The 25,068-nt window shown below is 66.2% G+C and carries 24 protein-coding genes and 2 pseudogenes; 13 read left to right on the top strand and 13 right to left on the bottom strand.

Going from position 1 to position 25,068, the window contains the following annotated elements:
• Window positions 1-30 precede the first annotated feature (30 nt).
• Genes QX051_RS25935 through QX051_RS25915 form a run of 5 tightly spaced genes read right to left on the bottom strand, consistent with a single transcriptional unit; the run spans window position 31 to window position 4,464 of the window.
• The gene (locus QX051_RS25935) at window positions 31-606 is read right to left on the bottom strand and encodes a flavin reductase family protein (RefSeq protein WP_315778074.1); all 576 of its coding nucleotides are present in this window, start codon (window positions 604-606) and stop codon (window positions 31-33) included.
• A gap of 14 nt (window positions 607-620) precedes the next feature.
• Window positions 621-1,481 carry an ATP-binding cassette domain-containing protein gene (locus tag QX051_RS25930; protein ID WP_315778073.1) on the bottom strand — a complete coding sequence of 287 codons (861 nt, stop codon included), beginning with the start codon at window positions 1,479-1,481 and terminating at the stop codon, window positions 621-623.
• A 9-nt stretch (window positions 1,482-1,490) separates the two neighbouring features.
• Window positions 1,491-2,297, bottom strand: a complete 807-nt coding sequence (locus tag QX051_RS25925; RefSeq protein ID WP_315778072.1) for an ABC transporter permease subunit — start codon at window positions 2,295-2,297, stop codon at window positions 1,491-1,493.
• A complete protein-coding gene (gene ssuD / locus QX051_RS25920) occupies window positions 2,294-3,472 on the bottom strand; it encodes an FMNH2-dependent alkanesulfonate monooxygenase (RefSeq protein ID WP_315778071.1) in 1,179 nt (392 codons plus the stop codon). The genes QX051_RS25925 and ssuD overlap by 4 nt, the downstream gene beginning before the upstream one ends.
• 35 nt (window positions 3,473-3,507) lie before the next feature.
• Window positions 3,508-4,464 carry an aliphatic sulfonate ABC transporter substrate-binding protein gene (locus QX051_RS25915; protein WP_315778070.1) on the bottom strand — a complete coding sequence of 319 codons (957 nt, stop codon included), beginning with the start codon at window positions 4,462-4,464 and terminating at the stop codon, window positions 3,508-3,510.
• 385 nt (window positions 4,465-4,849) lie between these two features.
• Here QX051_RS25915 and napE point away from each other — a divergent pair, with 385 nt between their 5' ends.
• From napE to ppk2, 7 genes are all read left to right on the top strand, one after another.
• Window positions 4,850-5,035 carry a periplasmic nitrate reductase, NapE protein gene (gene napE / locus QX051_RS25910; protein WP_315733882.1) on the top strand — a complete coding sequence of 62 codons (186 nt, stop codon included), beginning with the start codon at window positions 4,850-4,852 and terminating at the stop codon, window positions 5,033-5,035.
• Window positions 5,036-5,052: 17 nt separating this feature from the next.
• Window positions 5,053-5,373, top strand: coding sequence for a chaperone NapD (locus QX051_RS25905; protein ID WP_315733883.1), 321 nt, complete (start codon window positions 5,053-5,055; stop codon window positions 5,371-5,373).
• A 15-nt stretch (window positions 5,374-5,388) separates the two neighbouring features.
• Complete coding sequence (gene napA / locus QX051_RS25900; RefSeq protein ID WP_315778069.1) at window positions 5,389-7,893, top strand: nitrate reductase catalytic subunit NapA; 2,505 nt, start codon at window positions 5,389-5,391, stop codon at window positions 7,891-7,893.
• A gap of 5 nt (window positions 7,894-7,898) precedes the next feature.
• Entirely contained in the window at window positions 7,899-8,369 is a 471-nt protein-coding gene (locus QX051_RS25895) for a nitrate reductase cytochrome c-type subunit (protein WP_315778068.1), read from the top strand.
• On the top strand, window positions 8,366-9,028 hold the full coding sequence (locus QX051_RS25890; protein WP_315733889.1) for a NapC/NirT family cytochrome c: 663 nt from the start codon (window positions 8,366-8,368) through the stop codon (window positions 9,026-9,028). The genes QX051_RS25895 and QX051_RS25890 overlap by 4 nt, the downstream gene beginning before the upstream one ends.
• Before the next feature lie 264 nt (window positions 9,029-9,292).
• A complete protein-coding gene (locus QX051_RS25885; protein ID WP_315778067.1) occupies window positions 9,293-10,402 on the top strand; it encodes an ATP-dependent RecD-like DNA helicase in 1,110 nt (369 codons plus the stop codon).
• Between the two features lie 146 nt (window positions 10,403-10,548).
• Window positions 10,549-11,676 (top strand): polyphosphate kinase 2, encoded by a 1,128-nt coding sequence (gene ppk2, locus QX051_RS25880; protein ID WP_315778066.1) that lies wholly within the window; start codon window positions 10,549-10,551, stop codon window positions 11,674-11,676.
• 10 nt (window positions 11,677-11,686) lie between these two features.
• Here ppk2 and QX051_RS25875 read toward each other — a convergent pair whose 3' ends face one another.
• Complete coding sequence (locus QX051_RS25875; RefSeq protein WP_315778065.1) at window positions 11,687-11,938, bottom strand: hypothetical protein; 252 nt, start codon at window positions 11,936-11,938, stop codon at window positions 11,687-11,689.
• Between the two features lie 177 nt (window positions 11,939-12,115).
• Window positions 12,116-12,373 carry a hypothetical protein gene (locus tag QX051_RS25870; RefSeq protein WP_315778064.1) on the bottom strand — a complete coding sequence of 86 codons (258 nt, stop codon included), beginning with the start codon at window positions 12,371-12,373 and terminating at the stop codon, window positions 12,116-12,118.
• Window positions 12,374-13,314: 941 nt separating this feature from the next.
• Here QX051_RS25870 and msrA point away from each other — a divergent pair.
• From msrA to QX051_RS25855, 3 genes are all read left to right on the top strand, one after another.
• Window positions 13,315-14,028, top strand: coding sequence for a peptide-methionine (S)-S-oxide reductase MsrA (gene msrA, locus QX051_RS25865; RefSeq protein WP_315778063.1), 714 nt, complete (start codon window positions 13,315-13,317; stop codon window positions 14,026-14,028).
• A 95-nt stretch (window positions 14,029-14,123) separates the two neighbouring features.
• Window positions 14,124-14,534, top strand: coding sequence for a peptide-methionine (R)-S-oxide reductase MsrB (msrB, locus tag QX051_RS25860; RefSeq protein ID WP_315778062.1), 411 nt, complete (start codon window positions 14,124-14,126; stop codon window positions 14,532-14,534).
• Window positions 14,535-14,930: 396 nt separating this feature from the next.
• A complete protein-coding gene (locus tag QX051_RS25855; RefSeq protein WP_315733902.1) occupies window positions 14,931-15,215 on the top strand; it encodes a hypothetical protein in 285 nt (94 codons plus the stop codon).
• A 100-nt stretch (window positions 15,216-15,315) separates the two neighbouring features.
• On the opposite strand, the gene QX051_RS25850 is transcribed toward QX051_RS25855, so the two are convergent.
• From QX051_RS25850 to QX051_RS25825, 6 genes and pseudogenes are all read right to left on the bottom strand, one after another.
• Window positions 15,316-15,867: a DUF4112 domain-containing protein gene (locus QX051_RS25850; RefSeq protein WP_409997726.1), complete on the bottom strand. Its 552-nt coding sequence runs from the start codon at window positions 15,865-15,867 to the stop codon at window positions 15,316-15,318.
• A 48-nt stretch (window positions 15,868-15,915) separates the two neighbouring features.
• Window positions 15,916-16,362 (bottom strand): DUF5413 family protein, encoded by a 447-nt coding sequence (locus QX051_RS25845; protein ID WP_315733906.1) that lies wholly within the window; start codon window positions 16,360-16,362, stop codon window positions 15,916-15,918.
• 54 nt (window positions 16,363-16,416) lie between these two features.
• Window positions 16,417-18,066: a hypothetical protein gene (locus QX051_RS25840; protein ID WP_315778061.1), complete on the bottom strand. Its 1,650-nt coding sequence runs from the start codon at window positions 18,064-18,066 to the stop codon at window positions 16,417-16,419.
• A 36-nt stretch (window positions 18,067-18,102) separates the two neighbouring features.
• Window positions 18,103-19,395, bottom strand: coding sequence for an adenylosuccinate synthase (locus QX051_RS25835; RefSeq protein WP_315733910.1), 1,293 nt, complete (start codon window positions 19,393-19,395; stop codon window positions 18,103-18,105).
• 347 nt (window positions 19,396-19,742) lie between these two features.
• Window positions 19,743-20,087 (bottom strand): annotated as a pseudogene (locus tag QX051_RS25830) (ABC transporter ATP-binding protein); the annotation flags it as partial.
• Window positions 20,085-20,224, bottom strand: a pseudogene (locus tag QX051_RS25825) (FtsX-like permease family protein); the annotation flags it as partial. The pseudogenes QX051_RS25830 and QX051_RS25825, both read right to left, overlap by 3 nt.
• Before the next feature lie 128 nt (window positions 20,225-20,352).
• Between QX051_RS25825 and mgtA the strand changes: the two are divergent.
• The 3 genes from mgtA to QX051_RS25810 all read left to right on the top strand — a co-directional run bounded on the left by mgtA (window position 20,353) and on the right by QX051_RS25810 (window position 25,060).
• Window positions 20,353-22,911: a magnesium-translocating P-type ATPase gene (gene mgtA / locus QX051_RS25820; protein ID WP_315778060.1), complete on the top strand. Its 2,559-nt coding sequence runs from the start codon at window positions 20,353-20,355 to the stop codon at window positions 22,909-22,911.
• A gap of 144 nt (window positions 22,912-23,055) precedes the next feature.
• On the top strand, window positions 23,056-23,985 hold the full coding sequence (locus tag QX051_RS25815) for a DMT family transporter (RefSeq protein WP_315778059.1): 930 nt from the start codon (window positions 23,056-23,058) through the stop codon (window positions 23,983-23,985).
• A 130-nt stretch (window positions 23,986-24,115) separates the two neighbouring features.
• Window positions 24,116-25,060, top strand: coding sequence for a DMT family transporter (locus QX051_RS25810; protein WP_315778058.1), 945 nt, complete (start codon window positions 24,116-24,118; stop codon window positions 25,058-25,060).
• Window positions 25,061-25,068 lie beyond the last annotated feature (8 nt).

The raw sequence follows: 25,068 nt of genomic DNA, 5'->3' as shown, positions 1-25,068 counted from the left end.
GCCACCCTGCGACCAACCGCCGCTCACCCCCTACGGCACGTCCTGCGGATCGGCCCCGCCGAGGGGGGCAAGTCGGGCGATGTCCGCGTCGCGGTCGACGTGCACATAGCCGCCATGCCAATACGCCAGGGCTGCCGCTTGCGGCGCCACCTCGACATGCACCACGCGGCCGATCACGATGCCATGGGAATGCCGCTCGATGATCTCCTCGACCTCGCAGTCCAGCGCGGCGAGCGCCCCGACCAGGAGCGGCACGCCGGTCACGTGCTTGCGCCACTCGGCGCCGGCGAACCGCTCGGCGCCTCTGAGACCGCCTTTACCCGAGAACCGCTCGGCCACGCCGATCTGGTCCGCGGCGAGCAGATTGGCGCCGAAAACACGCTCCCGCTGCAGGATCGGCCAGGACGAGGCGTTCCGGTTCAGGCTCACGATCACCGAGGGCGGCTCGATGGACAGCGACGCCAGCGAACTCACGGTCATACCGGTCACATCATCGCCGCGCCCTACGGTGATGACGCTGACGCCGCCGACCAGTTGGCGCATCGCAGAGCGGAAGTCAGGCTGAAGCGCCGTAGCATCGGGCATGTGACGGATGATGGAGTTCATTGCGATATTATCTCCTAACCCGTCGTGCCCGGTCCGAGCAACTGGCCCAGGATCGAGCCTTCCAGCGCCGCAAGCTCCGCAGAGCCGCGCTGGCGCGGGCGCGGCAGATCGACCCTGATGTCCTCGGCGATCCGGCCATTCTCGATGACCAGAACCCGGTCGGCCAGGGCCACGGCTTCCGCCACGTCATGGGTGACCAGGATTGCGGTGAAGGTTTGATCGGCCCAGACCCGCTCCAGCAGCCGCTGCATCGCGATCCGCGTCAACGCATCGAGGGCGCCGAGCGGCTCGTCGAACGCCAGCAGGCGCGGACCGCTGACGAGCGCGCGCGCCAGCGCGACGCGCTGCTTCTGGCCGCCGGACAGCACCGCCGGCCATTGGTCGCGCTTGTCGGCGAGACCCACTTCCTCCAGCGCCTGCCGCGCGCGCTCATGCGCGCCGGCGGCCTTGCGCTCGCGGCCGAGGCCGACCTCGACATTGCCGAGCACCCGCGCCCACGGCAGCAGCCGCGGTTCCTGGAACATGACGCGGACGTCCTCGGGCCGCGCCGCGGCTTCACCGAAGCTGATGCTGCCCGACGTCGGCTTGTCCAGACCTGCGATCAGGCGGAGCAGCGTGCTCTTGCCGCAGCCACTCTGACCGACGATCGCGAAGAACTGACCGGCCGGAATCTCGAGATCGATGCCGCGCAGCACCTCGTTGTCGCCGAACGCCTTGCGAAGGTCGCGGATCACCAGCGGCAGGCCGCGCGTCTCGGGTTTGGCCGCGGTCACGCCTGGCTTCCTCGCGCGGCGGAAGGCCTCAGCCTGCCCGATCACGTCAGTGCCGTCGATCGCCTCGGCGCCGGACACGGGAATTCGGAGCGCTTGCTGCATTTACGAACCTCAATGTTTGCTGAAGGCCGGATGCCAGGACAGCGTCATCCGTTCCAGCACCCGCGAAGCGCTGTCGGCGACCTTGCCCAGCAGGGCGTAGATCAGGATAGAGAGCACGACGACGTCGATCTGCATGAACTCGCGCGCCTGCATCGCCATGTAGCCGAGGCCCGAAGAGGCCGCGATCGTCTCGGCGACAATCAAGGTGAGCCACATGATGCCGAGCGCGAAGCGCAGACCGACGAAGATCGACGGCAACGCGCCGGGGAAGATCACGCGGCGAAACAGCTCGCTGTCGGTCATGCCGTAGACGCGGCCCATTTCAATGAGTTGCGGATCGACGGTGCGAATCCCGTGCAGCGTGTTGAGGTAGACGGGGAAGAACACGCCGAGGGCCACCAGGAACAGTTTTGCGCTCTCGTCGATGCCGAACCACAGGATGACCAGCGGGATCAGCGCCAGATGTGGCACGTTGCGCACCATTTGCAGCGTGGTGTCCGTCAGCTTCGCCGACAGCTGCGACAGGCCATTGGCGAGCCCGAAGGCGAAGCCGATGCCGCCACCGATCAAAAAGCCGATCGAGGCGCGCCAGAAGCTGACCCAGATGTTACGGCCGAGCTCACCCGACCACAGCAGCTTCCACCCGGCGCGCGCGACGTCGCTCGGCGCCGGCAGCACCCGCGGCGACACGAGACCGGCGACCGAGGCCGCCTGCCAGATCAGAATGATCGCGAGCGGAACCAGCCAGGGCAGAAATCCATCCGCCTTGGGCATCCTGAGCTTGCGAACCTTGGGAAGGCTTTCGATCAGGCTCATGATTGCGACGCCCGCTGCAGGGGACGATGCTCGTTGGCGATGGTCTCGCCGAACGGGCCGGTGTTGGTGCGCAGTTTGGTCACGTTGCCGGCCTGCTCCGACACGTTCAGCCCAAGCTTGGGAAACACCAGCTCGGCGAAGCGGTAGGCTTCTTCGAGGTGCGGGTAGCCGGACAGGATGAAGGTGTCGATGCCAAGCTCCTGGTACTCGCGGATGCGCGCCGCGACCGTGTCGGGATCGCCGACCAGCGCGGTCCCGGCGCCGCCGCGGACGAGGCCGACGCCGGCCCACAGGTTCGGGCTGATCTCGAGCTTGTCGCGGCGGCCGCCGTGGAGCTGCGACATGCGCTGCTGGCCGACCGAATCCATCCGCGCAAAAATCTTCTGTGCCGAGGCGATGGTGTCGTCGGTGACGTGCTTGATGAGGTCGTCGGCGGCCGCCCACGCCTCCGCGTTGGTCTCGCGCACGATCACGTGCAGGCGGATGCCGAACGACAGCTTGCGGCCACGGCTGTCGGCGACGGCTCTCACCCTGGCGATCTTCGCCGCGACATCTGCCGGCGGCTCGCCCCAGGTAAGATACTTCTCGACCGTATCGACGGCGACGTCGATGCCGGCATCCGACGAGCCACCGAAGAACAGCGGCGGGCGTGGCGACTGCACCGGTGGGAACAGCAGCCGGCCATCCTCGACCTTGATGTGCTTGCCGGCGAAGTTGACGGCTTCGCCTTCGAGCAGCGCGTTGTAGACGGTGAGAAACTCGCGGGTGACCTCGTAGCGCTCCTCGTGCGACAGGAAGATGCCGTCGCCCTTGTTCTCGACCGGATCGCCGCCGGTGACGACGTTGACCAGCAGGCGTCCGTTGGTGACACGGTCGAGCGTCGCGGTCATGCGCGCGGCTACGGCCGGCGATTGCAGACCCGGACGCACCGCCACTAGATAGCGCAGCTTCTCGGTGAATGGCGCCACGGCCGACGCCACGATCCAGGAATCCTCGCAGCTGCGTCCCGTCGGGATCAGCACGCCGAAATAGCCGAGCTGGTCGGCGGCCTGCGCGACCTGGCGCAGATAGTTGAAGTTGACCTCGCGGCCGCCTTGCGAGGTGCCGAGATAGCGGCCGTCGCCATGGGTCGGCAGGAACCACAGCACATTTGGCTTCGACGAAGCGTTGCTCATGTCGTTGTCTTTCGGATTGGTGTCGCGATCTGGCGTCAGGTGGACGGCGTCCACTTCCAGACGATGTCGGCGACGTTGACTTGTTTCGGAATGAGCCCAACCCGGGCGAAGCGGTCGGCGACGGCCTGCTGGCTCTTGATCACCTCGTCGTCGATCGGCACGACGCTATAGACCGAGCGGTCGACGAAGCGCTTGACCGCCTCAAGATCGACGCCGGTGGCCTCGGCCTGGGCCTTGGCGACCTCCTCGTGATGGCTGTTGGCCCACACGCCTTCCGCGGCGAAGGCGGCGTTCAGCCTGGCCACCACGGCCGGATACTTTTCGACGAAGTCGGAGCCGACGATGTAGAACGAATTCGGCTTGTGGACATCCTTGTCCCAAGCGATCACCCGCGCATTCTCCTTGAGCTCGGCGAGCGCGAGATACGGATCCCAGATCGACCAGGCGTCGACCGAGCCCTTGACGAAGGCGGCGGTGGCATCGGCGGGCGCGAGCGGCGCCGGCGTGATGTCGCTCCAGGACAGGCCCGCCTTCTCCAGCGCGGCGACCAGGAGATTGTGCGCGCTCGAGCCCTTGCCGAAGGCGACGCGCTTGCCCTTGAGATCGGCCAGCGTCTTGATCGGCGAGTCCTTGGGCACGATGATCGCCTGGCTGCTGCCGTTCTGCTTGACGGCGGCCGCATAGCGGATCTTGGCGCTGGCAGCCTGCGCGAAGATCGGCGGGGCGTCGCCGACATAGCCGAAGTCGACGCTGCCGACATTGATGGCTTCCAGCAGCGGCGGACCGAACTGGAAGTCGACCCAGACGATGTCGATGCCGACAGGCTTGAACGTATCCTCGATGGTGCGGCGCGCCTTCACCGCCGGGAAGAAGCCGCCCTTCTGGGTGCCGATCCGGATCTCCTTCGGCTTGTCCTCGGCGCGCAGCGGCGCCGCTGAGGCCATCACCGCAGCCGATGCCAACGACAGTTTCAGAAAATCACGCCGCTTCATTGCCCTCTCCGATCACCCTTGCGCATCTACGTTGATGCGATGCACAGGATGATGGTGGCGGGCGAAACGCGTGTCGAGCACCCCTGGAAAATAGTGATGCCGGTCCTCTCGGCTCACGACCAGAGGGGATGATCGTATCGAGGCCCCCACGCAAAGCAGCGAGAATTTCTCGCAAGCAAAGATGCGATCACGCGTCTTCACGGCCCATCAACCAAGATCTCGGTGGGACCGGCGCGACTCCGCTCTGGCGGTGCGCCGGTGTGCGCGAGGTTCCGCCCGCTTGATCCAGGTCAACGCCGGTTTCCGGAGCTTTCTTAAACATAAGATTAGGCGCGGCCCGGATGCCGCAATCCCTCCTGAACCTCCCCTAGCAGAGAATTCTCTCATGTCGCTCGTTGGCAGCGATGCGAACGCGCATGCGCGTCGCAGACGCATGGAAATTTTTGCCTTCCTGTTTCTCACCGCCGTGCTGATGCCCGCGCTCGCGGTCGCCACCGTCGGCTCCTACGGGCTCACGGTGTGGGTCTACCAGATGATGGTCGGGCCGCCCGGCCCGCCTGCTGCGCATTGATTGGAACGACCACGCCTATGCTCTCCCACCGCACCTCCCTCGACCGCCGCGCGCTGATCACCGGCCGTGTCCTCACCGCCGATCCCGTCGTCGCGCCGGCCAAGGGCGAGATCGCCAGCATCATCGTGCAGACCCGCCCCGAGCAGCTCGATCGCGTCGAAGCCGACATCCTCGCGCTGTCCGGCTGCGAGATCCACGGCCGCGACGAGCGCGGCAAGCTGATCGTGGTCGTCGATGCGCCCGATGCCGGCGCGCTCGGCGCCACCATGAACCGGATCGGACTGCTGCCGCACGTGCACTCCGCCTGCCTCGTCTTCCACGCCATCGACGCCGGCTAATCACACGAGACTCCAATGACCGACATGAAGATCGATCGCCGCCAGATGCTGAAGCTGGAGGCCGCCGCGATTGCCGCGGCCGCCGCCGGCATGCCGAGCGCCTCGCTCGCGGCGAACCTCGTCACCGAGCGCGAAGCCTCCGAGTTGAAATGGGACAAGGCCGCCTGCCGCTTCTGCGGCACCGGCTGCAGCGTGATGGTCGCGACCAAGGACAACCGCGTCGTCGCCACCCATGGCGACATCAAGGCCGAGGTCAATCGCGGCCTGAACTGCGTCAAGGGCTACTTTCTCTCGAAGATCATGTACGGCCATGATCGCCTGACGCATCCGATGCTGCGCAAGACCAATGGCAAATACGACAAGAACGGCGAGTTCACGCCCGTCTCCTGGGACGAAGCGTTCGACGTCATGGCCGCGAAGTACAAGGAGGCGCTGAAGAAGCGCGGGCCTTCCGGCGTCGGCATGTTCGGCTCCGGACAGTGGACGATCTGGGAAGGCTATGCGGCCTCGAAGCTGTTCAAGGCCGGCTTCCGCTCCAACAACATCGATCCGAATGCGCGGCACTGCATGGCCTCGGCCGTCGCCGGCATGATGCGCACCTTCGGCATCGACGAGCCGCCCGGCTGCTACGACGACATCGAGGCCACCGACGCGTTCGTGCTGTGGGGCTCCAACATGGCGGAGATGCATCCGATCCTATGGAGCCGCGTCACCGACCGCAGGCTGTCGGCGCCGCATGTCAAGGTCGCCGTGCTCTCGACCTTCGAGCACCGCTCGTTCGACCTCGCCGACATCGGCATGGTGTTCAAGCCGCAGACCGATCTCTATCTCCTCAACGCGATCGCCAACCACATCATCAAGACCGGCCGCGTCAACAAGGAGTTCGTCCAGGCGCATACGGTATTCAAGAAGGGCCAGACCGACATCGGCTACGGCCTGCGGCCCGAGCATCCGCTGGAGAAGAAGGCGACCGGCCGCACCAAGGCCAATGACGCCACCGACATCTCGTTCGACGATTATGCCAAGTTCGTCTCCGACTACACGCTGGAGAAGGCCGCCGAGATGTCCGGCGTGCCGCTGAACCGGCTGGAGGCGCTGGCCGAGCTCTATGCCGATCCGAAGACCAAGGTGGTCTCGTTCTGGACCATGGGCTTCAACCAGCACACCCGCGGCGTCTGGTGCAACAACCTCGTCTACAACATCCATCTGTTGACGGGAAAGATCAGCGAGGCCGGCAACAGCCCGTTCTCGCTGACCGGCCAGCCCTCGGCCTGCGGCACCGCGCGCGAGGTCGGCACCTTCTCGCACCGCCTGCCCGCCGACATGGTCGTCACCAACAAGGAGCACCGCACCAAGGCCGAGCACATCTGGCAGTTGCCGGAGGGCACGATCCCCGACAAGCCAGGCTATCACGCCGTGCTGCAGAGCCGGATGCTGAAGGACGGCCTGCTCAACGCCTATTGGGTACAGGTCAACAACAACCTCCAGGCCGGCCCCAACGCGAACGAGGAAACCTACCCGGGCTTCCGCAATCCGGACAATTTCATCGTCGTTTCCGACGCCTATCCGTCGGTGACCGCGCTCGCCGCCGATCTGATCCTGCCGACCGCGATGTGGGTGGAGAAGGAAGGCGCCTATGGCAATGCCGAGCGCCGCACCCAGTTCTGGCACCAGCTCGTGTCGGCACCCGGCGAGGCACGCTCGGATCTCTGGCAGCTCATGGAGTTCTCCAAGCGCTTCAAGATCGAGGAGGTCTGGCCCGAGGAATTGATCGCTAAGAAGCCGGAATATCGCGGCAAGACGCTGTTCGACGTGCTCTACAGGAACGGCCAGGTCGACAAGTTTCCGCTCGACCAGATCGAGCCGGGCTATGCCAACGACGAATCCAAGGCGTTCGGCTTCTACGTCCACAAGGGCCTGTTCGAGGAATACGCCTCCTTCGGCCGCGGCCATGGCCATGACCTGGCGCCGTTCGAGGCCTACCACAAAGAGCGCGGCCTGCGCTGGCCGGTGGTCGACGGCAAGGAGACGCGCTGGCGCTTCCGCGAGGGCTCCGATCCTTACGTCAAGGCCGGCACCGGCGTGCAGTTCTACGGCTTCCCCGACGGCAAGGCGCGCATCTTCGCTTTGCCCTACGAGCCGCCGGCCGAATCGCCCGACAAGGACTACCCGTTCTGGCTGTCGACGGGCCGCGTGGTCGAGCATTGGCATTCCGGCACCATGACGCGCCGCGTGCCCGAGCTCTACAAGGCCTTCCCCGAAGCCGTCTGCTTCATGCATCCGGACGATGCGCAGGAAGCCAACCTGCGGCGCGGCGACGAGGTCAAGGTCGCCTCGCGGCGCGGCTTGATCCGCGCCCGCGTCGAGACCCGCGGCCGCGACAAGCCGCCGCGCGGGCTCGTGTTCGTGCCGTGGTTCGACGAGTCGAAGCTGATCAACAAGGTGACGCTCGACGCCACCGATCCGATCTCGCTGCAGACCGACTACAAGAAATGCGCCGTGCGCATCGAGCGGGTGTGACGATCATGATGAGAAAAATTGCTGTCATGCTGATCGCGGCCAGCGTTGCGGCCGGATCGAGCGCCCTGCTCGCCCAGAGCGTCTCGTCCTCGCTGCGCGGTCCCGCGCCGCTCAACGACGAGGGCCCGGCGCCGCCGATGCAGCCGATGAAGAACACCGCCGAGAAGGAGGTGCGCAACTATCCGGAGCAGCCGCCGGTGATTCCGCATGCCATCGACGGCTATCAGGTCGACATGCAGGGCAACAAATGCCTGTCCTGCCATGCCCGCGCGCGCACCGCGGAGTCGAAGGCGCCGATGCTGTCGATCACGCACTTCATGGATCGCGACGGCCAGTTCCTGGCGACGGTGTCGCCGCGCCGCTTCTTCTGCACCCAGTGCCACGTGCCGCAGAGCGTCGCCAATCCGCCGGTCAGCAACGACTTCGTCGACATCGACACGCTGCTGGCGCACGACAGGCCGGGTGGCAAGCGATGAGCAGCGCCGACATCCCGGAGGGCGCCAAAGCGCCCGTCCCCGAGAAGCGGCTCGGCCTTGTCCGCCGCGCCTGGCAGTTCATTCTCGACCTCATCGACGTGCTGCTGAAGCCGAGCTCCGTGTTCGGGCTCGGCGTGCTGGTGCTGGCGGGCTTCCTCGCCGGCGTCATCTTCTGGGGCGGCTTCAACACGGCGCTGGAGATCACCAACACCGAGAAGTTCTGCACCGGCTGTCACGAGATGCGCGACAACGTGTTCGCCGAGCTGAAGTCGACCGTCCACTTCTCCAACCGCTCCGGCGTGCGCGCCAGTTGCCCGGACTGCCATGTGCCGCACAACTGGACCGACAAGATCGCGCGCAAGATGCAGGCCTCCAAGGAGGTCTGGGGCCATCTGTTCGGCTCGATCAACACCCGCGAGAAGTTCACCGACCGCAGGCTGGAGCTGGCCCTGCACGAATGGGCGCGCTTCAAGGCCAATGATTCGCTCGAATGCCGCAACTGCCACAGCGCGCAGTCGATGGACATCACCAAGCAGTCGCCGCGCGCCGTCGAAGCGCACCAGCGCTTCCTGTTCACCGGCGAGAAGACCTGTATCGACTGCCACAAGGGCATCGCGCATCATCTGCCGGACATGCGCGGCGTCCCGGGCTGGCAGTAGGCTTCTTCTGGAGGGGAACGAGCGATCGCCGCAGGCACGCTGCGCCCCCTCCCCCGCTTGCGGGGGAGGGCTGGGGTGGGGGCGCCACACGGACAGTCCCGCCGGAGCGTTCCCCCACCCGCATCGCATCTTCCGATGCGATGCGACCTCCCCCGCAACCGGGGGAGGCGTGGACCCACTCGCATCAGCGCTTGATCTCTCCCCTCCAGCCCTTAGGTTCACGGAATGTCCCCGAGTCGCCGCGCGGCTCCATCCCGTTGAGCCATGCCCGCCTTCTCTCCGCATCAGGATTCCGCCCTCAAGGCCGTCGGCGACTGGCTGAAGGCCAAGCCAGGCAAGAACGGCACGCCGCAGGTGTTCCGGCTGTTCGGCTATGCCGGAACCGGCAAGACCACGCTGGCCCGCCACATCGCCGAAGACGTCGACGGCGAGGTCAAGTTCGCGGCCTTCACCGGCAAGGCGGCGCTGGTGATGCGCAGCAAGGGCTGCGACAATGCCTCCACCATCCACTCGCTGATCTATCGCGCGCAGGAGAGCGGCGAGGAGCAGCCGAACTTCGAATTGTGGGACGACGCGCCGGCGTCCAAGGCCAAGCTGATCATCATCGACGAATGCTCGATGGTCGACGCCGATCTCGGCCGTGATCTCCTGTCCTTCGACTGCCCGTTGCTGGTGCTCGGCGATCCCGCGCAGCTGCCGCCGGTCAAGGGCGGCGGCTTCTTCACCGACAGCGAGCCCGACGTGATGCTCACCGAGGTGCATCGCCAGGCCAAGGACGATCCGATCGTGCGGATGTCGATGGACGTGCGCGAGGGCAACACGCTCGACATCGGCCGCTACGGCGAGAGCGAGGTGGTGGAGCGCCGCGAGCTCGATCCGTCGCGCGTGATGGAGGCCGACCAGGTGCTGGTCGGCCGCAACGCCACCCGCCGCGCCTACAACAACCGCTTTCGGCAGCGCCTCGACATCGAGGACGCCCTCCCCGTCGCCGGCGACAAGCTGGTCTGCCTGCGCAACAACCGCAAGAAGGGCCTGTTCAATGGCGGGCTATGGCGGGTGAAGTCGCGCGCGACCTCGAAATCCAAGATCGTGACGATGCGGGTCGCGCCCGACGAGGATCTCGGACGCAAGGTAACGAAAGTCTCGGTGCGCGGCGAATGCTTCGGCGGCGGCATCGACGACATCCCGTGGGAGCAGCGCAAGCCTTACGACGAGTTCGACTACGGCTACGTGCTGACCGTGCACAAGTCGCAGGGCTCGCAATGGGACGACGTGGTGCTGTTCGACGAGAGCTTTGCCTTCCAGGAGAGCCGCGCCCGCTGGCTCTACACCGGAATCACACGGGCCGCGAAGCGGCTGTCGATCGTAGTGTAACGCCGGCTTTACCGCGCGAGGCGATTTCGCCCGCCTCGCTGGTACCCGCCTGCGGCCGGTTGATCCACGTCAACCTGACGCAGGGTCCTTGGCGGATAGAGATCGATTCACATCTCTGTTAATCCGGCAGCAGGCGGCGGGATCGCATGGCAAAGTCCAGGACCACGAAGGGCAAGGCCTCCAACGGCCAACGCATGAAGCGCGCAGCCGCCACCGCGCGCGTCGCGCGCCGGCAGTCCGCCGCCAGGCTCGATCCGATCGCGCAGTCGCTGGTCGACGAACAGATGCAGGCCGCGCAGATCACCGGGCTGTCGGCGTTCGAGACCGTGCTCAACGGACCGCCGGCCCTGGACGCCAACTCTGCGCCGGTCAAGGCGATGCTGGATGGTGCCGCGCCCGACGATGCCAAGCTGATGAAGGCGCTGATCGAGGGCAAGGCCAAGCCCGACAAGCGTCACACCTCCGACGAGCTCGCCGACAACTGGCGCCAGGGCGGCTACCCCTACAAATTCCGCATGTACCGCAAGGACTATGAGGAACAGAAATTCATCCTGCAGACCGAGCTGCTCAAGCTGCAGAACTGGATGAAGGATGCGCGGCAGCGCCTGGTGCTGCTGTTCGAGGGCCGCGATGCCGCCGGCAAGGGCGGCACCATCAAGCGCTTCATGGAGCATCTCAATCCGCGCGGCGCCCGCGTCGTCGCGCTGGACAAGCCGAGCGACGTCGAGCGCGGCCAATGGTATTTTCAGCGCTATGTCGAGCACCTGCCGACCGCGGGCGAGATCGTGCTGTTCGATCGCTCATGGTACAACCGCGCCGGGGTCGAGCGCGTGATGGGCTTCTGCTCGCAGGCCGAATATGACGAGTTCCTGCGCCAGGTGCCGGAGTTCGAGCGCAATCTCGTGCGCAGCGGCATGCATCTCATCAAGTTCTGGTTCTCGGTCAGCCGCGAGGAGCAGCGCCGCCGCTTCAAGGAGCGCGAGGCGCATCCGCTCAAGCAGTGGAAGCTGTCGCCGATCGACACCGCCTCGCTCGACAAATGGAACGACTACACCCGCGCCAAGGAGGCGATGTTCTTCTCCACCGACACCGCCGACTGTCCGTGGACCGTGATCAAGTCCGATGACAAGAAGCGCGCGCGGCTGAACGCGATGCGCTGCGTGCTGCACTCCCTGCCCTATGCCGGCAAGGACGCCTCGCGCATCGGGCAGGTCGACGATCTCATCGTCGGCCGCGCCAGCGTCATCCACGAGCGCGAGGAGCACGCGAGCTGAGGCGACGCGCTCAGCGCCGATGACGCCGATGCGCCCTCACGGGATCGGCCGGCGGCATCGTTGCATTTGCATTCGGAAAGGCCGGCGTGCCACGGCGGGCCAGCTGCGCCTGCGCCGCCGGCGTCAGCGCGCCGCCATTGAGCACATCGCGGTCGGGATGCATGGCCGCATAGGCCGCCGGCTCGGAGAATTGGGCCGACGCCGCGGTGGCCGCCAGTGGCGACACCAGCAGAGCTGCCGCCAGGCTCCTGAATGCGATCATGATTGGTCTTCCCTGTTGCGCACCAATTCGCGCAGGCGATGATGTAGGCAGGCGAAAGCGGCATCCCAATCACGACCGCGCGAGGTGACGGCCGTTCGTGATCGCGCCCATCTCTCAGACGTAGCGCTGCAGCCGCTGTCCGGGCAGCAGATCGTAGGACGCCTTCCAGGCGACCCGTCATCGCCGCTGCGGCAGCCGATCATTCGGGCGGAGATGAGCGGACGGCGGAAACGCGGGCGCCGCGCCGGAGGCGCGCACCAGGCCCATTCGTCCCGCCGGCGTCAGTGCGCCGCCGTTGAGCACGTCGCGATCGGGATACATCGCCTGAAACGCCCCCGGCTCCTGCTCGCCGTAGAACCAGCCCTGCGCCGATGCCGGCGCGGCAGTCGCCATCGACAGCAGCACCGCTGCCGCCTTTGATTTCCAGGATGTCATGATTGTTCTCCAGGTTCTCAAGATGCGGAGAACGCGCACTCGATGTCTGGTCAGGGGTCTGACGATCGAGACGCGTCCGCCTCTGTATTGACCGCAGAGAGAACGAAATATTCGCGGCGTCTCCGCCGCGCGGGCATCACGACCACGAGACCTGAACCACATCATGGTTCGAAGATCGACGAAGTGTGATGTCATCGTGAGCTTGCGGACTAGATGGCCCGTCGGGCAAATCGGCCAACGACGACAGAAGCTGTCAAGGTCTTCTGAAAAACACAAATCGTTTCGCGGTTTGCCCAAATCAGGCTTATGATGCCCGCGTTTCGTTGCACGGCAGGGGACGTATCGCGATCGTCACGGACGTTGGCAGCGAAATGCGATGGACGCGACATGTTGCAGCGGGCGAAGCGCCTGCGGACGAACGACATGGCGCGGACGGCGAAAGCGTGTGGTCCTGGCCTCCCGACGCTGAGGCCAAGCTGGTGGTGATGATCCGCCGGCGACGGGGGCAAGACAGCCGGTCCCCGAGGAGAGCACGTATAAGCGTTAACACCATCGCGCGGGGAAGGCCGGATCTGTCTGGCTGCACCTGTGGTACCTGCCGCCTGCATTTTTTTGAGCAGGCGGGCCACGGGCCTCAGCCGAGGTCCGGCCTTCCCTGCGCCCTCCGCTTCCGGAGGGCCAATGAACCGGTATCCCTCGGGCCATTCGAGCCGCGAGAACAAATCGCCATGTCTGGAACGCTCCCGCCACAACTCACAGTGTCGTTCCCGACGCCCAGTGCGCAATTGTGCACGCCTCGCGCCACCCCGGCCGTTCACGCAGTCGTGTCGCGTCCCCCGTAACGCCGGCCGAGCACCGACGTATCTTGCAGGAGAGGCCGGACCGGGCCAGTGTTTCCGGCTGGCGAGACGAGACAAGCCACCCCTCACGAGGATCCAAAGATGCGCCTCACCCGCTCCCTTTTCGTCAAGACAGCCGTGCTCGGTGCCATGACGGCCGGCATCCTGGCCTGGCAGCCGCTGCACGCCGCCGAGGTGGCCGTCGTGATCCCACCGCCGGCCCAGGATCAGCCGGCCTCCGACGGGCTGGAAACCGCCGTTGTCGCCGGCGGTTGCTTCTGGGGCGTCCAGGGCGTCTACCAGCACACGGCGGGCGTGGTCAGCGCGGTGTCCGGCTATGCCGGCGGCACCAAGGCCACGGCCGACTACCGCACGGTGTCGAGCGGCACGACGGGCCATGCGGAATCGGTCCAGATCAAGTACGACCCGAAGAAGATCTCCTACGGCAAGATCCTGCAGATCTTCTTTTCGGTCGTGCACGATCCGACCCAGTTGAACCGACAGGGCCCGGACTCAGGCCCGCAATATCGCTCGGCGATCTTCACCACCTCGGAGGCGCAGAGGAAGGTCGCGGAGGCCTATGTCGCCCAGCTCGACAAGGCCAAGGTGTTCGGCAAGCCGATCGTCACCAAGATCGGCAAGCTCGAGGCGTTCTATCCGGCCGAGGCCTATCATCAGGACTATCTGACGCTGCACCCGAGCCAGCCCTATATTGCCTATAACGACCTGCCGAAGATCGAGAACCTGAAGAAGATCTTCGCGGAGAACTACATCGAGAAGCCGACGCTGGTCGGCGAGGCCAAAGCGACGAACTGAGGCGACGACCTGCCGCCACGACTTTGAGGCCGCGACGGCGGCCGATCAGCGCAATGACAGGGGCGGACGAGTCTAGGTCCGCCAGAGGAAAAGAGATGAGCGACACCAAGACCGACGACAAGGTCATCAAGAGCGAGGCGGAATGGCGCAAGGAGCTGACGCCGATGCAGTACGCCGTGCTGCGCGATAAGGCGACCGAGCGCCCGTTCTCGGGCGAATACGAGCATGAGCATCGCGCCGGGACCTATGTGTGTGCCGGCTGCGGCCAGACCCTGTTCGAGTCCGACGCCAAATTCGACTCCGGCTGCGGCTGGCCGAGCTTCACCCAGCCGGCGACGGAGAGCCACATCGACGAGGAGACCGACTATACCCACGGCATGGTCCGCACCGAGGTGCTGTGCTCGAAATGCTCGGGCCATCTCGGCCATGTCTTTCCCGACGGTCCGGGGCCAACCGGCCTGCGCTATTGCATCAATTCCGCGGCCCTGAAGTTGAAGCCGCGCTGACGTCACCATCGGCCCCGGTTCCGTTACGGACGGTAATGGGGCCGCTGGGCTGGCGGCCGGCGAGGCGTGGGCGGCCAAAACCGGCCACCAGGGGTGAGATTTTAGCCGTGCAGATCGGGCTCTCCTGCATTCACAAGTTGCAGATCGATTAAACTATTGAAAAAAGAGGACATTTCAGCGCGGTCCGAACCAGGCCGGATTTACGATGTGAGCGTGCAGGATTCGCATTTCTGCCAAATCGGCCTATATTAGGGGTCGTAACTGACTATGCAGGGCCGGGCCGCCTGGAGCGGCAAATCCCGCCCTCCACCCCCGCAATCGCTGGCGTCATCGCCAAGCTGAATGTTTTGAAAGCTCGCGTCAGCGCTTCCAGCCGACAAGAAGAGGTCTCAGACCATGCGTCCACTGCGTCCGTTCAACTTCAACACCTCTGCCGAACTGTTTCCCGCCGCCATCCGCAAGAAGAAGCGGGCGGGGTTTGCCTATAGGCGGTTCGGCACCGCGGCTGAAGCCGTGCGCTTTGCCATGGAGGAGTTGCCTGCGGATTCGCTGAATGGCGCCTACCTGCAGGTCGAGGAAGCCCGGTTCGACCAGAACGGCATCCGCACCCTGTATGAGAGCGAGGCGTTCCCGCTGCCGCGCCGGGTGGTCGACAAGGCGCCGGACGCCGATGCGGCCTGACGGCTGCCAAACCATTCTCCAACACCCTGCCCCGCCTTGTGCGGGGCAGTTTTTTTATGGGGGTCGGTTTGTGCGGCTTTTGGCCCGGTCTCGCGGCGCATCAACGCGGCTGGGTATCGAGCCACCGCCGCAAGATCTTGGCGTTGCGCATGTTGGCGCGGAACAGCACGTCGAAGGCGTCGCCCGCCACGGGGACCATGCCGATCACCCCCTCGACCGCGACATTGCCGAGCATCCGGGTGATGACGTGCCAGGGCGCGCCCAGCGCACGGGCCTCGCGCACCAGCCACAGCGACAGCGCGGTCGCGATGAGGTCACCGACCACAGGGATCAGGCCGATGATGCCGTCGATGCCATAGCGGATGTTGGTGCCGGGCAGGACGAAGGCGACGTCGAGCAGCTTCGCCACCGCCTCCAGCCGCGCGATGCGCTGCTCACGGGTCAGATTGCCGAATGGATTGGAGGTGCTGAAATCGAAGCGCACGCCGCCCGGGCCGACGAAGGCGCCATTGAACGAGGACTGGAAGGATCCCTGCGGGATCTCACGTCCGTCCTGGTCGATGATCGGTCCGCGCGCCTCATTGGCGTTGAAGCGTGCCTGCGAGGCGCGTCCGGAGGCGCGGCGGGGCGAGGGGGTCATCTGCTCTTGCATACCCATCACATAGAAACGCGGCAGCAGGGCGCAAGTTGCGTCACGCCGTCACGCGCTGTGCTCGCTGGGCTGAGCCGCCGGCGCTTCGGGCGGGGTTTCGTCGACGAATTTGTGCACCAGCCACGACGACACCGTCGCGGGAATGAAGCCGACCAGTCCGTAAAGGACCCATTGCAGGGCACCGTATTCGGAGCCGTGCGAAGCGTAGTTGAAGCCGGCGAGCAGGAAGGCGATGCCGCCCACCAGCAGCATCCGCAAGGTCGGCCCGATGCGCCTGACGTGGAACAGGATGTCGTCGATCGCGCACATCATCAGTGCCGGCAGGAAACCGAACAGGTAGCTGTATTGCAGCGAGGTGACAAAGACCTTGAACAGCTTGGCCACTTCGCCGGGATTGGTGTTGGTCCAATAGCCGGACATGTAGGTCGTGACCAGAAGCAGCGCGAAACCGCCCAGCGCCGGGCCCACGGCAACGAAGATGAGATATCGCTTCATGCCCAATCTCCTGCCTCGCCGATTCGCCCAACGCGCGAGGCGCGTGCGGACTGCTCAGTCACCCCACAGCGCGAAGGCGTCGTTGAAGGCGCGCTCGCCCGGCGCGCCCTTCTCGATCGCGATGATGGCCCGGCGCTGATTGCTGTAGACCAGCGGAACGTCGAACCAGGAGCGCTCCTTCAGGAGCTGCACGTTGCGGGTCCGGTCGGCGTCGACATTGGACAGGCCGACCAGGAAGAAGCCGTCGGTGACCTTCACTGCGAGGCCGGCCAGCGGCGTCCCGCGCGCCTGCTCGTTGGATTTCATCAGGATCCCCGGCACGTTGCCGACGCCGCCGCCAGAGAAATCCTGCGGCAGGATGAAGGTCAGTTCCGCGGTATGGCTCGCCGGCAGCGACGTGTCGGTGTTGCGGCGGAACGACATCGTCATCTTGAACTTGCGATCGGGAATCTCGATGTCGGCGCGCACAGCGATGTCGGCCTTCTGCGTCCCCGTCGCCTTGATCTGCTCGGTGCGCCAGACCACCGAGCCGATGTATTGCTTGCCCTTCGGATCGGCGGGATCCTCGTCATAGAGCACGACGCGTTGCGCGACCGGCGCGATCTGGTCCGAGGACGGCGACTGCCCGACACGGTCGGTGATCTTCGGCTTGCTCAGCGGCGTGCCGGTGTCCTTGGGCGCCTCGACCGTCGAGGAAGATTTGAACAGGCCATTGACCATCCCAACCAGCGGCCGGCCCCACAGAATTCCGGCGCCGATCAGGATCAGCACGATCCCTGCGGCGATGGCGGCCTTGAATGGAAAGGTCGAGCCGCTGCGCTCCGACTTCTTCTTGCCCTCGCGATCCGGCGCGGCGCCGCGCTGGCGGGTCGAGGTGGCAGGCAGCGCGTAGCGCTCGGCCTCCTGGACCGACTCGTCATAGGAGTATGGCGCCTCAGGCAGCGGCGGCCGGTCATCGTCGTCGCCCTCGAGCCGATCGAGATCGGTGGTCGGAACGTTGGCGTAGGTCTTGCGCGCCGCACGGTTGGCCTGGGCAGCGGCCTTGCCGAGATCGTCGACATCAGCGGTGATGTCGCGGAAGCCGCGCATGGCGGGCGGCGTTGCCGGATTGCCGTTGTCCTGAGCACCGCGGCGGGCGGCCGCCGGACGTTCGCGCACTGGAGGCGCCGCCCCATCCTGTGGAGGCGTTTGAGGCGGCTGGGGCCGCGGCGGCACAGCCGGTGCGCCAGCGGCAGCCGGCGGCGCTTCCGGTCGCGGATTGCGCGCCGGACGCGGCTCGGCCGTCTCGCCGCCGAGCGGCGGCCGCTCGGCCCGGGCAGCGGCCGGGGCCGCCGGTCGTGGCCGCGGGGCGGTCGTGGCGGCCTGGTCTGGAGTCGGAGCGGGCTGAGCCGCGGGGGTGGCCGGAGCATCCGAATTGCGCGCACCGGCCCGCCGGAGCGCATCACCTGGGCGGGCCGCGCCGCTGGACGCCCGCTGTGCCTCGCGGGCGCGCTGGGCCGCTTCCGCCTCAACCTTGCGCACGGCTTCCTCGAGCGACAGCCGCTCGCGCGTAATCTCGGATTCGCTCAGCGGCGGCTGGACGCTGCGCAACTGTGCGATCAAGGCCGCCCGCGCCCGCTCGTAAAGCGCACGCCGGCTTTCCCCGGGAGCGTTGGGGTCCAATCCGGCAATGGCACGGGCTATCAGCGGGTAGTAGTCGGCCATATCAACTCAATTCGCGCGCTCAGCTGTCGGGTCCCGTCACGCCTCGAAGGGATTCTGGACCAGAATAGTATCCTCGCGTTCGGGGCTGGTGGAAAGCAGCGCGATCGGGCAACCCACCAGTTCCTCGATCCGCCGGACGTATTTGATGGCCTGTGCCGGCAGATCGGCCCAGGAGCGCGCGTTTGCGGTCGGCTGCTTCCAGCCTTCGATGGTCTCGTAGATCGGTTCGACCCGAGCCTGCGCGCCCTCTCCTGCCGGGAAATGATCGATCTCCTTGCCGTCCAGCCTGTAGCCGGTACAGACATCGATGGTGTCGAAACCATCGAGAATGTCCAGCTTGGTCAGCGCAAGACCGTTAATGCCGCAGGTCCGCACCGCCTGGCGGACCAGGACCGCATCGAACCAGCCGCAACGACGCGGCCGGCCGGTATTCGTTCCGAATTCGCGGCCACGCTCGCCGATCTTGCGGCCGGTCTCGTTGTCCTGCTCGGTGGGAAACGGCCCCTGCCCGACCCGGGTCGTGTAGGCCTTGCACAGGCCGAGCACATAGCCGATCGCGCCCGGCCCGAGGCCCGCGCCCGTGGCCGCCTGCGCCGCGACCGTGTTGGACGAGGTCACGTAGGGATAGGTGCCGTGATCGACGTCGAGCAGCGCGCCCTGCGCGCCCTCGAACAACATCCGCTTGCCTTCGCGGCGCTTGATGTCGAGCAGACGCCAGACCGTCTCCGCATAGGGCAGCAGCTTCGGCGCAAAGGCCGTCAGCTCGCGCAGGATCTGCTGGCCGTCGATCGGCTCGAGGCCGAGGCCGCGGCGGAGCGCATTGTGGTGCGCGAGCAGCCGATCGATCTTGTGCGGCAGCGTATCGAGATCGGCGAGGTCCATCAGGCGGATCGCGCGGCGGCCGACCTTGTCCTCATAGGCCGGGCCGATGCCGCGGCGGGTGGTGCCGATCGCGGTCGCCGCGCTCGCGGACTCGCGCAGCGCGTCGAGTTCGCGGTGCAGTGGCAGGATCAGCGTGACGTTCTCGGCAACGCGCAGATTGTCCGGGCTGATGGCGACGCCCTGCGACTGGAGCTTGCCGACCTCGTCGAGGAAGGCCTGCGGATCGAACACGACGCCATTGCCGATCACCGACAGTTTGCCGGTGCGCAGCACGCCGGACGGCAGCAGCGCCAGCTTGTAGGTCGCGCCGTTGATGACGAGGGTATGGCCGGCATTGTGGCCGCCCTGGAAGCGCACGACGATGTCGGCCTGCTCCGACAGCCAGTCGACGATCTTGCCCTTCCCCTCGTCACCCCATTGGGCGCCGACGACGACCACGTTAGCCATTCGCAGCTCTTTCCTCTGCCAAGATCCAAAACAGCACGATCGGTTCGGACGAAATCGCTTCCGATGAGGGGCCAGCCTGGCCAACCATGCGCCCAGCCCAAATCGCGGCCGGGACCGCTCGCTTGCGAGGCGACCCACCGGATAAAGGAAGCCGCCGGGCTAGGCAAGCGAGAACGGGCCTTCGGAGCACACAAGAGCGCCACCAAGCCTTTGATAAGCCCCAAAATTTCATGCCGCCCCGGCTGCGGATCGGGCGACCCGGCCGTACGCTTCTGGCGGCGCATCGACCTGGGCGGTTCCATTGAGCACCCGAACGGCGGCGAATCTACGATCGAAGCGGCGCGCTCTCAGCTCTGGATGCGGCCGTCGACAACCTCGATGATGCGATCGCAGCGCCGGGCCAGATCAAGGTTGTGGGTGACGAGCAGGACGCTCGTGCCAACCTCCCGATTGACCTCGCGCATCAGGCCAAAGACCGCCTCGGCCGACTTGGTGTCGAGGTTGCCGGTCGGCTCGTCCGCCAGCACCAGATCGGGGTTCATCGCCAGCGCCCGCGCCACCGCGACGCGCTGCTGCTGGCCGCCTGACATGTTGCTCGCGAGATGGTCGGCGAATTTCGCCAGCCCGACCTGGTCGAGCAGCGTCGACGCCTGCGCCTCGATCTCGGGGCCCGGGAAGCCGCGATCGACCAGCGAGCCGACGAAGCCGAGCAGTCCGCCTGCAGCAGAAACACACGCAAAATCTGTCCGCGCGAGGTGCCCATCGCACGCAGGATCCCGATCTCCTTGGAGCGCTGGATCACCGAGACGATCAGCACGGCGGCGATGCGGCGCATTGCGGCAACCGAGGCCATCACGGCAGCGGGATGTTGCGCTAGGTCAACCGCCGCCCGGAGAGCTTCATGCAAATCAACCATGATGACCACGACCATTCATCCACCAACCTGGACAGGCCCGCGTGAGCACTGAGACGACCTCCGGTCCGCACCAATTTTGGCGCCTGTCGCCCGCGCAGGCGGGCGCGGCGCTCGGCTGCGACCTGAACGGTCTCGGCGCGGCCGACGCCGAGCAGCGGCTGCAACGCTACGGCCACAACGCCGATGCGCCCTCGCACGTCGTGGGTCCATTGCGCGCCGTGCTCCGCCGCCTGCTCGAGCCGCTGTCGCTGATCCTGCTGGTGGCGGGCATCATCTCGATGGTGACGGGAGACGTGATCGGCGGCGCCATCATCGTTCTCATCCTGACGCTGTCGATCGGCCTCGACACGGTTCAGGAGGGACATGCCGTCAAGGCGGCCGAGGAGCTCCGCCGCTCCGTCGCCTTGAAGGCCGAGGTCAAGCGGGATGGCGCCTATCGCCAGATCGACGTCGAGGCGGTCGTTCCCGGAGACATCCTGCGCGTACGCGCGGGCGACATCGTTCCTGCCGATGCGCTGATCATCGATAGCAAGGCGTTCACCGCCGGCGAGGCGGCGCTCACGGGAGAGCCCTATCCCGTGACGAAACAGTCCGGCATTCCGGCCGTTGAGAACGACACGTCGAATGCGCTGTTCCGCGGCTCGGTGGCGCAGACCGGCGAGGCCGTCGCCATCGTCGTCAACACTGGACCGAACACGATGTTCGGCGCGGCCGCCGCGGCGCTCGCCGAGGGGCAGGCGCGCACGCCGTTCGAGCGCGACCTGCATGAATTCGGCCTCGTCATCGCGCGGCTTACGCTGGCCCTGGTCGTGATCGTGCTCACGGTTCGCGTCGTATTCGGACGCGATGTGCTCGACTCGCTGTTGTTCTCGGTCGCGCTCGCGGTCGGATTGACGCCCGAGCTGCTGCCGATGATCACGACGGTGACACTGTCGCGCGGCGCACTGCGCATGGCCAAGCGCAAGGTGATCGTGAAGCGGCTCGCGGCGATTCATGATCTCGGCGCGATGTCGGTGCTGTGCACCGACAAGACGGGAACGCTGACATCCGCGGAGATCACGCTCGCCCGCAGCGTCGCGCCCGACGGCACCGACCATCCGCGAGCTGCGGAGCTCGGCGCGATCGCGGCCGCACTCGGCGGTGATCGCGGCTCGCTCGATTGCGCGCTCGTCGCAGGCGCCAATCATGCGGCCGAGGGATGGTCCTTGGGCGGCCAGCAGACCTTCGACTTCTCGCGCCGGCTCGGCTCGGTGCTGGCGATCCGCGGCCAGGATCGAATCCTGATCGTGAAGGGCGCGCCTGAGGCGGTGATCGAGTTGTGCACGCAGCAGCGGCATGGCGGCACGTTCGCGCCGCTCGACGACAACGGCCGCACCGAGATGTACGAGCGCGTTCACGCGCTCGCACGCGAGGGCTTGCGCACGGTCGCGATCGCGTCACGGCCGTGGACCGGCGCGCCGCGCGAGATCGAAACCGACGACGAGCAGGAACTGATCTTCGAAGGGCTGTGCGCGTTCGCCGATCCGCCCAAGCCGACCGCGGCGGCAGCGATCGCGCAGCTTGCCCGCGCCGGCATCGCGCTGAAGATCCTCTCCGGCGACGATCCCGTCGTGGTCAAGCGGCTGGCCGGCCTGGTCGGGCTGAAGGCGGATCGCGTGCTGTCCGGCAGCGACATCGCCGAGCTCAGCGACGACGCGCTCGCGGTGCAGGTGCACTCGGCCGATGCGTTCGGCCGTCTCGCGCCCGATCAGAAATCGCGCATCGTCAAGGCGCTGCAGGCCTCCGGCGAGATCGTTGGCTTCCTCGGGGACGGCATCAACGATGCGCCGGCGCTGAAGGCGGCCGACATCGGCCTGTCCGTCGAAGGCGCCACCGGCGTCGCCCAATCGGCCGCCGACATCATCCTGCTCGCCTCTGATCTCGACGTCGTCGCCAACGGCGTCGAAGAAGGCCGACGCACCTTCGCCAACATCCTGAAGTATGTCCGAATGGGCGCGAGCTCGAATGTCGGCAACATGCTGTCGATGGCCGCCGCATCGATGGTGCTGCCGTTCCTGCCGATGCTGCCGACGCAGATCCTGCTCAACAATCTGCTCTACGATCTCTCCGAGCTCGGCATTCCGTTCGACCGCGTGAGCCGGCAGGCGACCGCGCGGCCGCAGCGCTGGGACATGAAGCGGCTCATGCGCTTTGCCGCGATCATGGGGCCCCTGTCGTCCCTGTTCGACTTTCTCACCTTCGGCGCGCTGCTGTATTTGTTCCATGCGACGCCCGATGAATTCCGCACCGCATGGTTCCTCGAATCGATGGCAACCCAGATTCTCGTCATCTTCATCATCCGGACCAATGGGCGGCCATGGAGCAACCGGGCGGATCCGATGCTGACGGCGTCGTCGCTCACCGCGCTCGCCGTCGCACTGGTCGTGCCCTTCACACCGGCCGGCGCATGGTTCGGCTTCGTTGCACCGCCCCTCACCCTCTTAGCTGCCATCGCCGCCCTCGTCGTCGCCTATCTGGTCAGTGCGGAGGGCCTCAAATCGCTCGCGGTGCGATCCGGACCGCGGAGACCGCACCGGGGACACGCTCGTGCGCGATCTTGACGACGGCCATCGCTGCATGGTCGCGATGCATCTGCCCTCTTGATAGGCAGCTGCAATTGGTGTCTGTCGAAAGCGCCGGGAGGAACGGCGGCCGGACATCCCGGCCGCGCGCCGCGGCGCATCGAACCAGGCCAACACCGCCGCATGTCCGCCGCCGATCCCACCGCGTCCGCCGCGCCCGCGCGCGCCTGGATCGCCAACCAGCCCTATGTGCTGCTCAGCATCACGGCGCTGTGCTGGGCCGGCAACTCGATCGTCGGGCGGCTTGCCGCCGGCCACATCCCGCCGGTGACATTGTCGTTCCTGCGCTGGTCGCTCGCCTTCCTGCTGATCCTGCCGCTCGCCTGGAAACAGCTGCGCCAGGACTGGCCCGCGATCCGGTCGCGGCTCGGCATCATGATCGCGTTGTCCGTGACGGGCATCGGCGCCTTCAACACGCTGCAATACTGGTCGCTCGAATATACGCAGGCACTCAACACCCTGCTGCTGCAGTCGGCAGGTCCGCTGATCGTGGCAATTTGGTCGATGCTGCTGTTGCGCGTGCACCTGACCCTGGCGCAGGCCATCGGCATCGTGCTGTCGCTCGTGGGCGTGCTGCTCATCCTGACGCGCGGTCACCCCACCGCGCTGGCCGACATCAGCTTCAACAGAGGGGATCTGATCTTCCTGCTGGCGATGGCGGTGTTCGGCTTCTACTCGGTGCTGACGATCAAGCGGCCGCAGATCCACGGCCTGTCGATGGTCGCCTTCACCTTCGGTTGCGGCGCAGCCAGCCTCATTCCGCTGCTGATCTGGGAAATCAACGCGCGACCGGTCATGGCGCTCGACGCGCAGAACCTGTTGTCGCTGCTCTACGTCGCGATCTTTCCTTCGACGATCGCCTATCTCTGCTTCAATCGCGGCGTGCTCCTGATCGGCGCCAATCGCGCCGCGCCGTTCTTTCACGTGGTCCCGGTGTTCGGCTCGATCATGGCCTTCGTGTTCCTCGGCGAGCAGCCGGAGGTCTTCCACGTGATCGGCTTCGTGCTGGTGCTCGCCGGCGTGTTCGTGGCGTCGCGCAAGCAGGCGACCTGATATCCACGTCCTGCGCGCGCCCCCGCGGCCCTTTGCTGTCCGATGCATGGCACCAATCCGCTGCGCCGGCTTGCGAGGGGATACGATTCAGCCCAGATTGCCTCGTCTCTCCAAGCACGCTTGGCTGCCTTTGCCTGCCCCACACCGTCATCCGCTCTCCTGGCTGAACAACCAGCCCTATCTGCTGCTCACGCTGGCCTCGCTGTTCTGGGCCGGCAACATCGTGCTCGCGCGCTATGTGGCCGGTCATGTCCCGCCGCTGACCTTGTCCTGCATCCGCTGGGTCGGAACGTTCCTGATGCTGTGGCCTTTCGCCCGCGCGCATCTCGCCCGCGACTGGCGAACATTGCGCGCGCATTGGCCGCTGATCCTGCTGTTGTCGCTGACGGGCTTTGCCATCAACAACGCGCTGTCCTATTGGGCGATGCAATATACCCAGGCGCTGAACGGTCTCCTGATCCAATCCTCGACGCCGCTGTTCGTCGCGCTGTGGTCGCTGGCCTTGTTCGGTGTGCGCCTGACCATGGCCCAATTCGCCGGCATTGCGATGTCGCTGATCGGCGTGCTGGTGATCCTGCTGCGCGGCGATCTCGGTGCGCTCGCCGGCATCCAATTCAACCGCGGTGACCTGATGTTTGCGGGCGCGCTGATGGTATTCGGGCTCTACTCGGCCGCCATGACGCGACGGCCGGCGGTGCACCAGCTGTCGCTGATCTCAGCCTGCACGGCGGCCGGCGCCGTGCTGCTGCTGCCGTTCGCGGCTTGGGAATACGCGTCGGGCTTCGTGCTCAAGCCCGATCTGCTGTCGGTCCTGACGCTCGGCTACGTGGTCGTGTTTGCGTCGACACTGGCCTACCTGTTCTTCAATCGCGGCATCAGCCTGATCGGACCGAACCGCGCCGCGCCGTTCCTCCATCTGGTGCCATTGTTCGGCTCGGTGCTCGCGATCCTGCTCCTCGGCGAGGAGCTCAGGCTGTTCCACCTTGCGGGCTACGCGCTGGTCATTGCCGGCGTGATCATCGCGTCGCGGGTCCCGATCCGGCCTCCCGGCACGGGTGACCGGCTCAAGGTGTGAGCGTGCGG

This window comes from Bradyrhizobium sp. SZCCHNR1053, from assembly GCF_032381235.1.
Classification (GTDB): Bacteria; Pseudomonadota; Alphaproteobacteria; order Rhizobiales; family Xanthobacteraceae; genus Bradyrhizobium.
The sequence above is the reverse complement of the archived record's forward strand: the minus strand, read 5'-3'. Positions and strand labels throughout refer to the sequence as shown.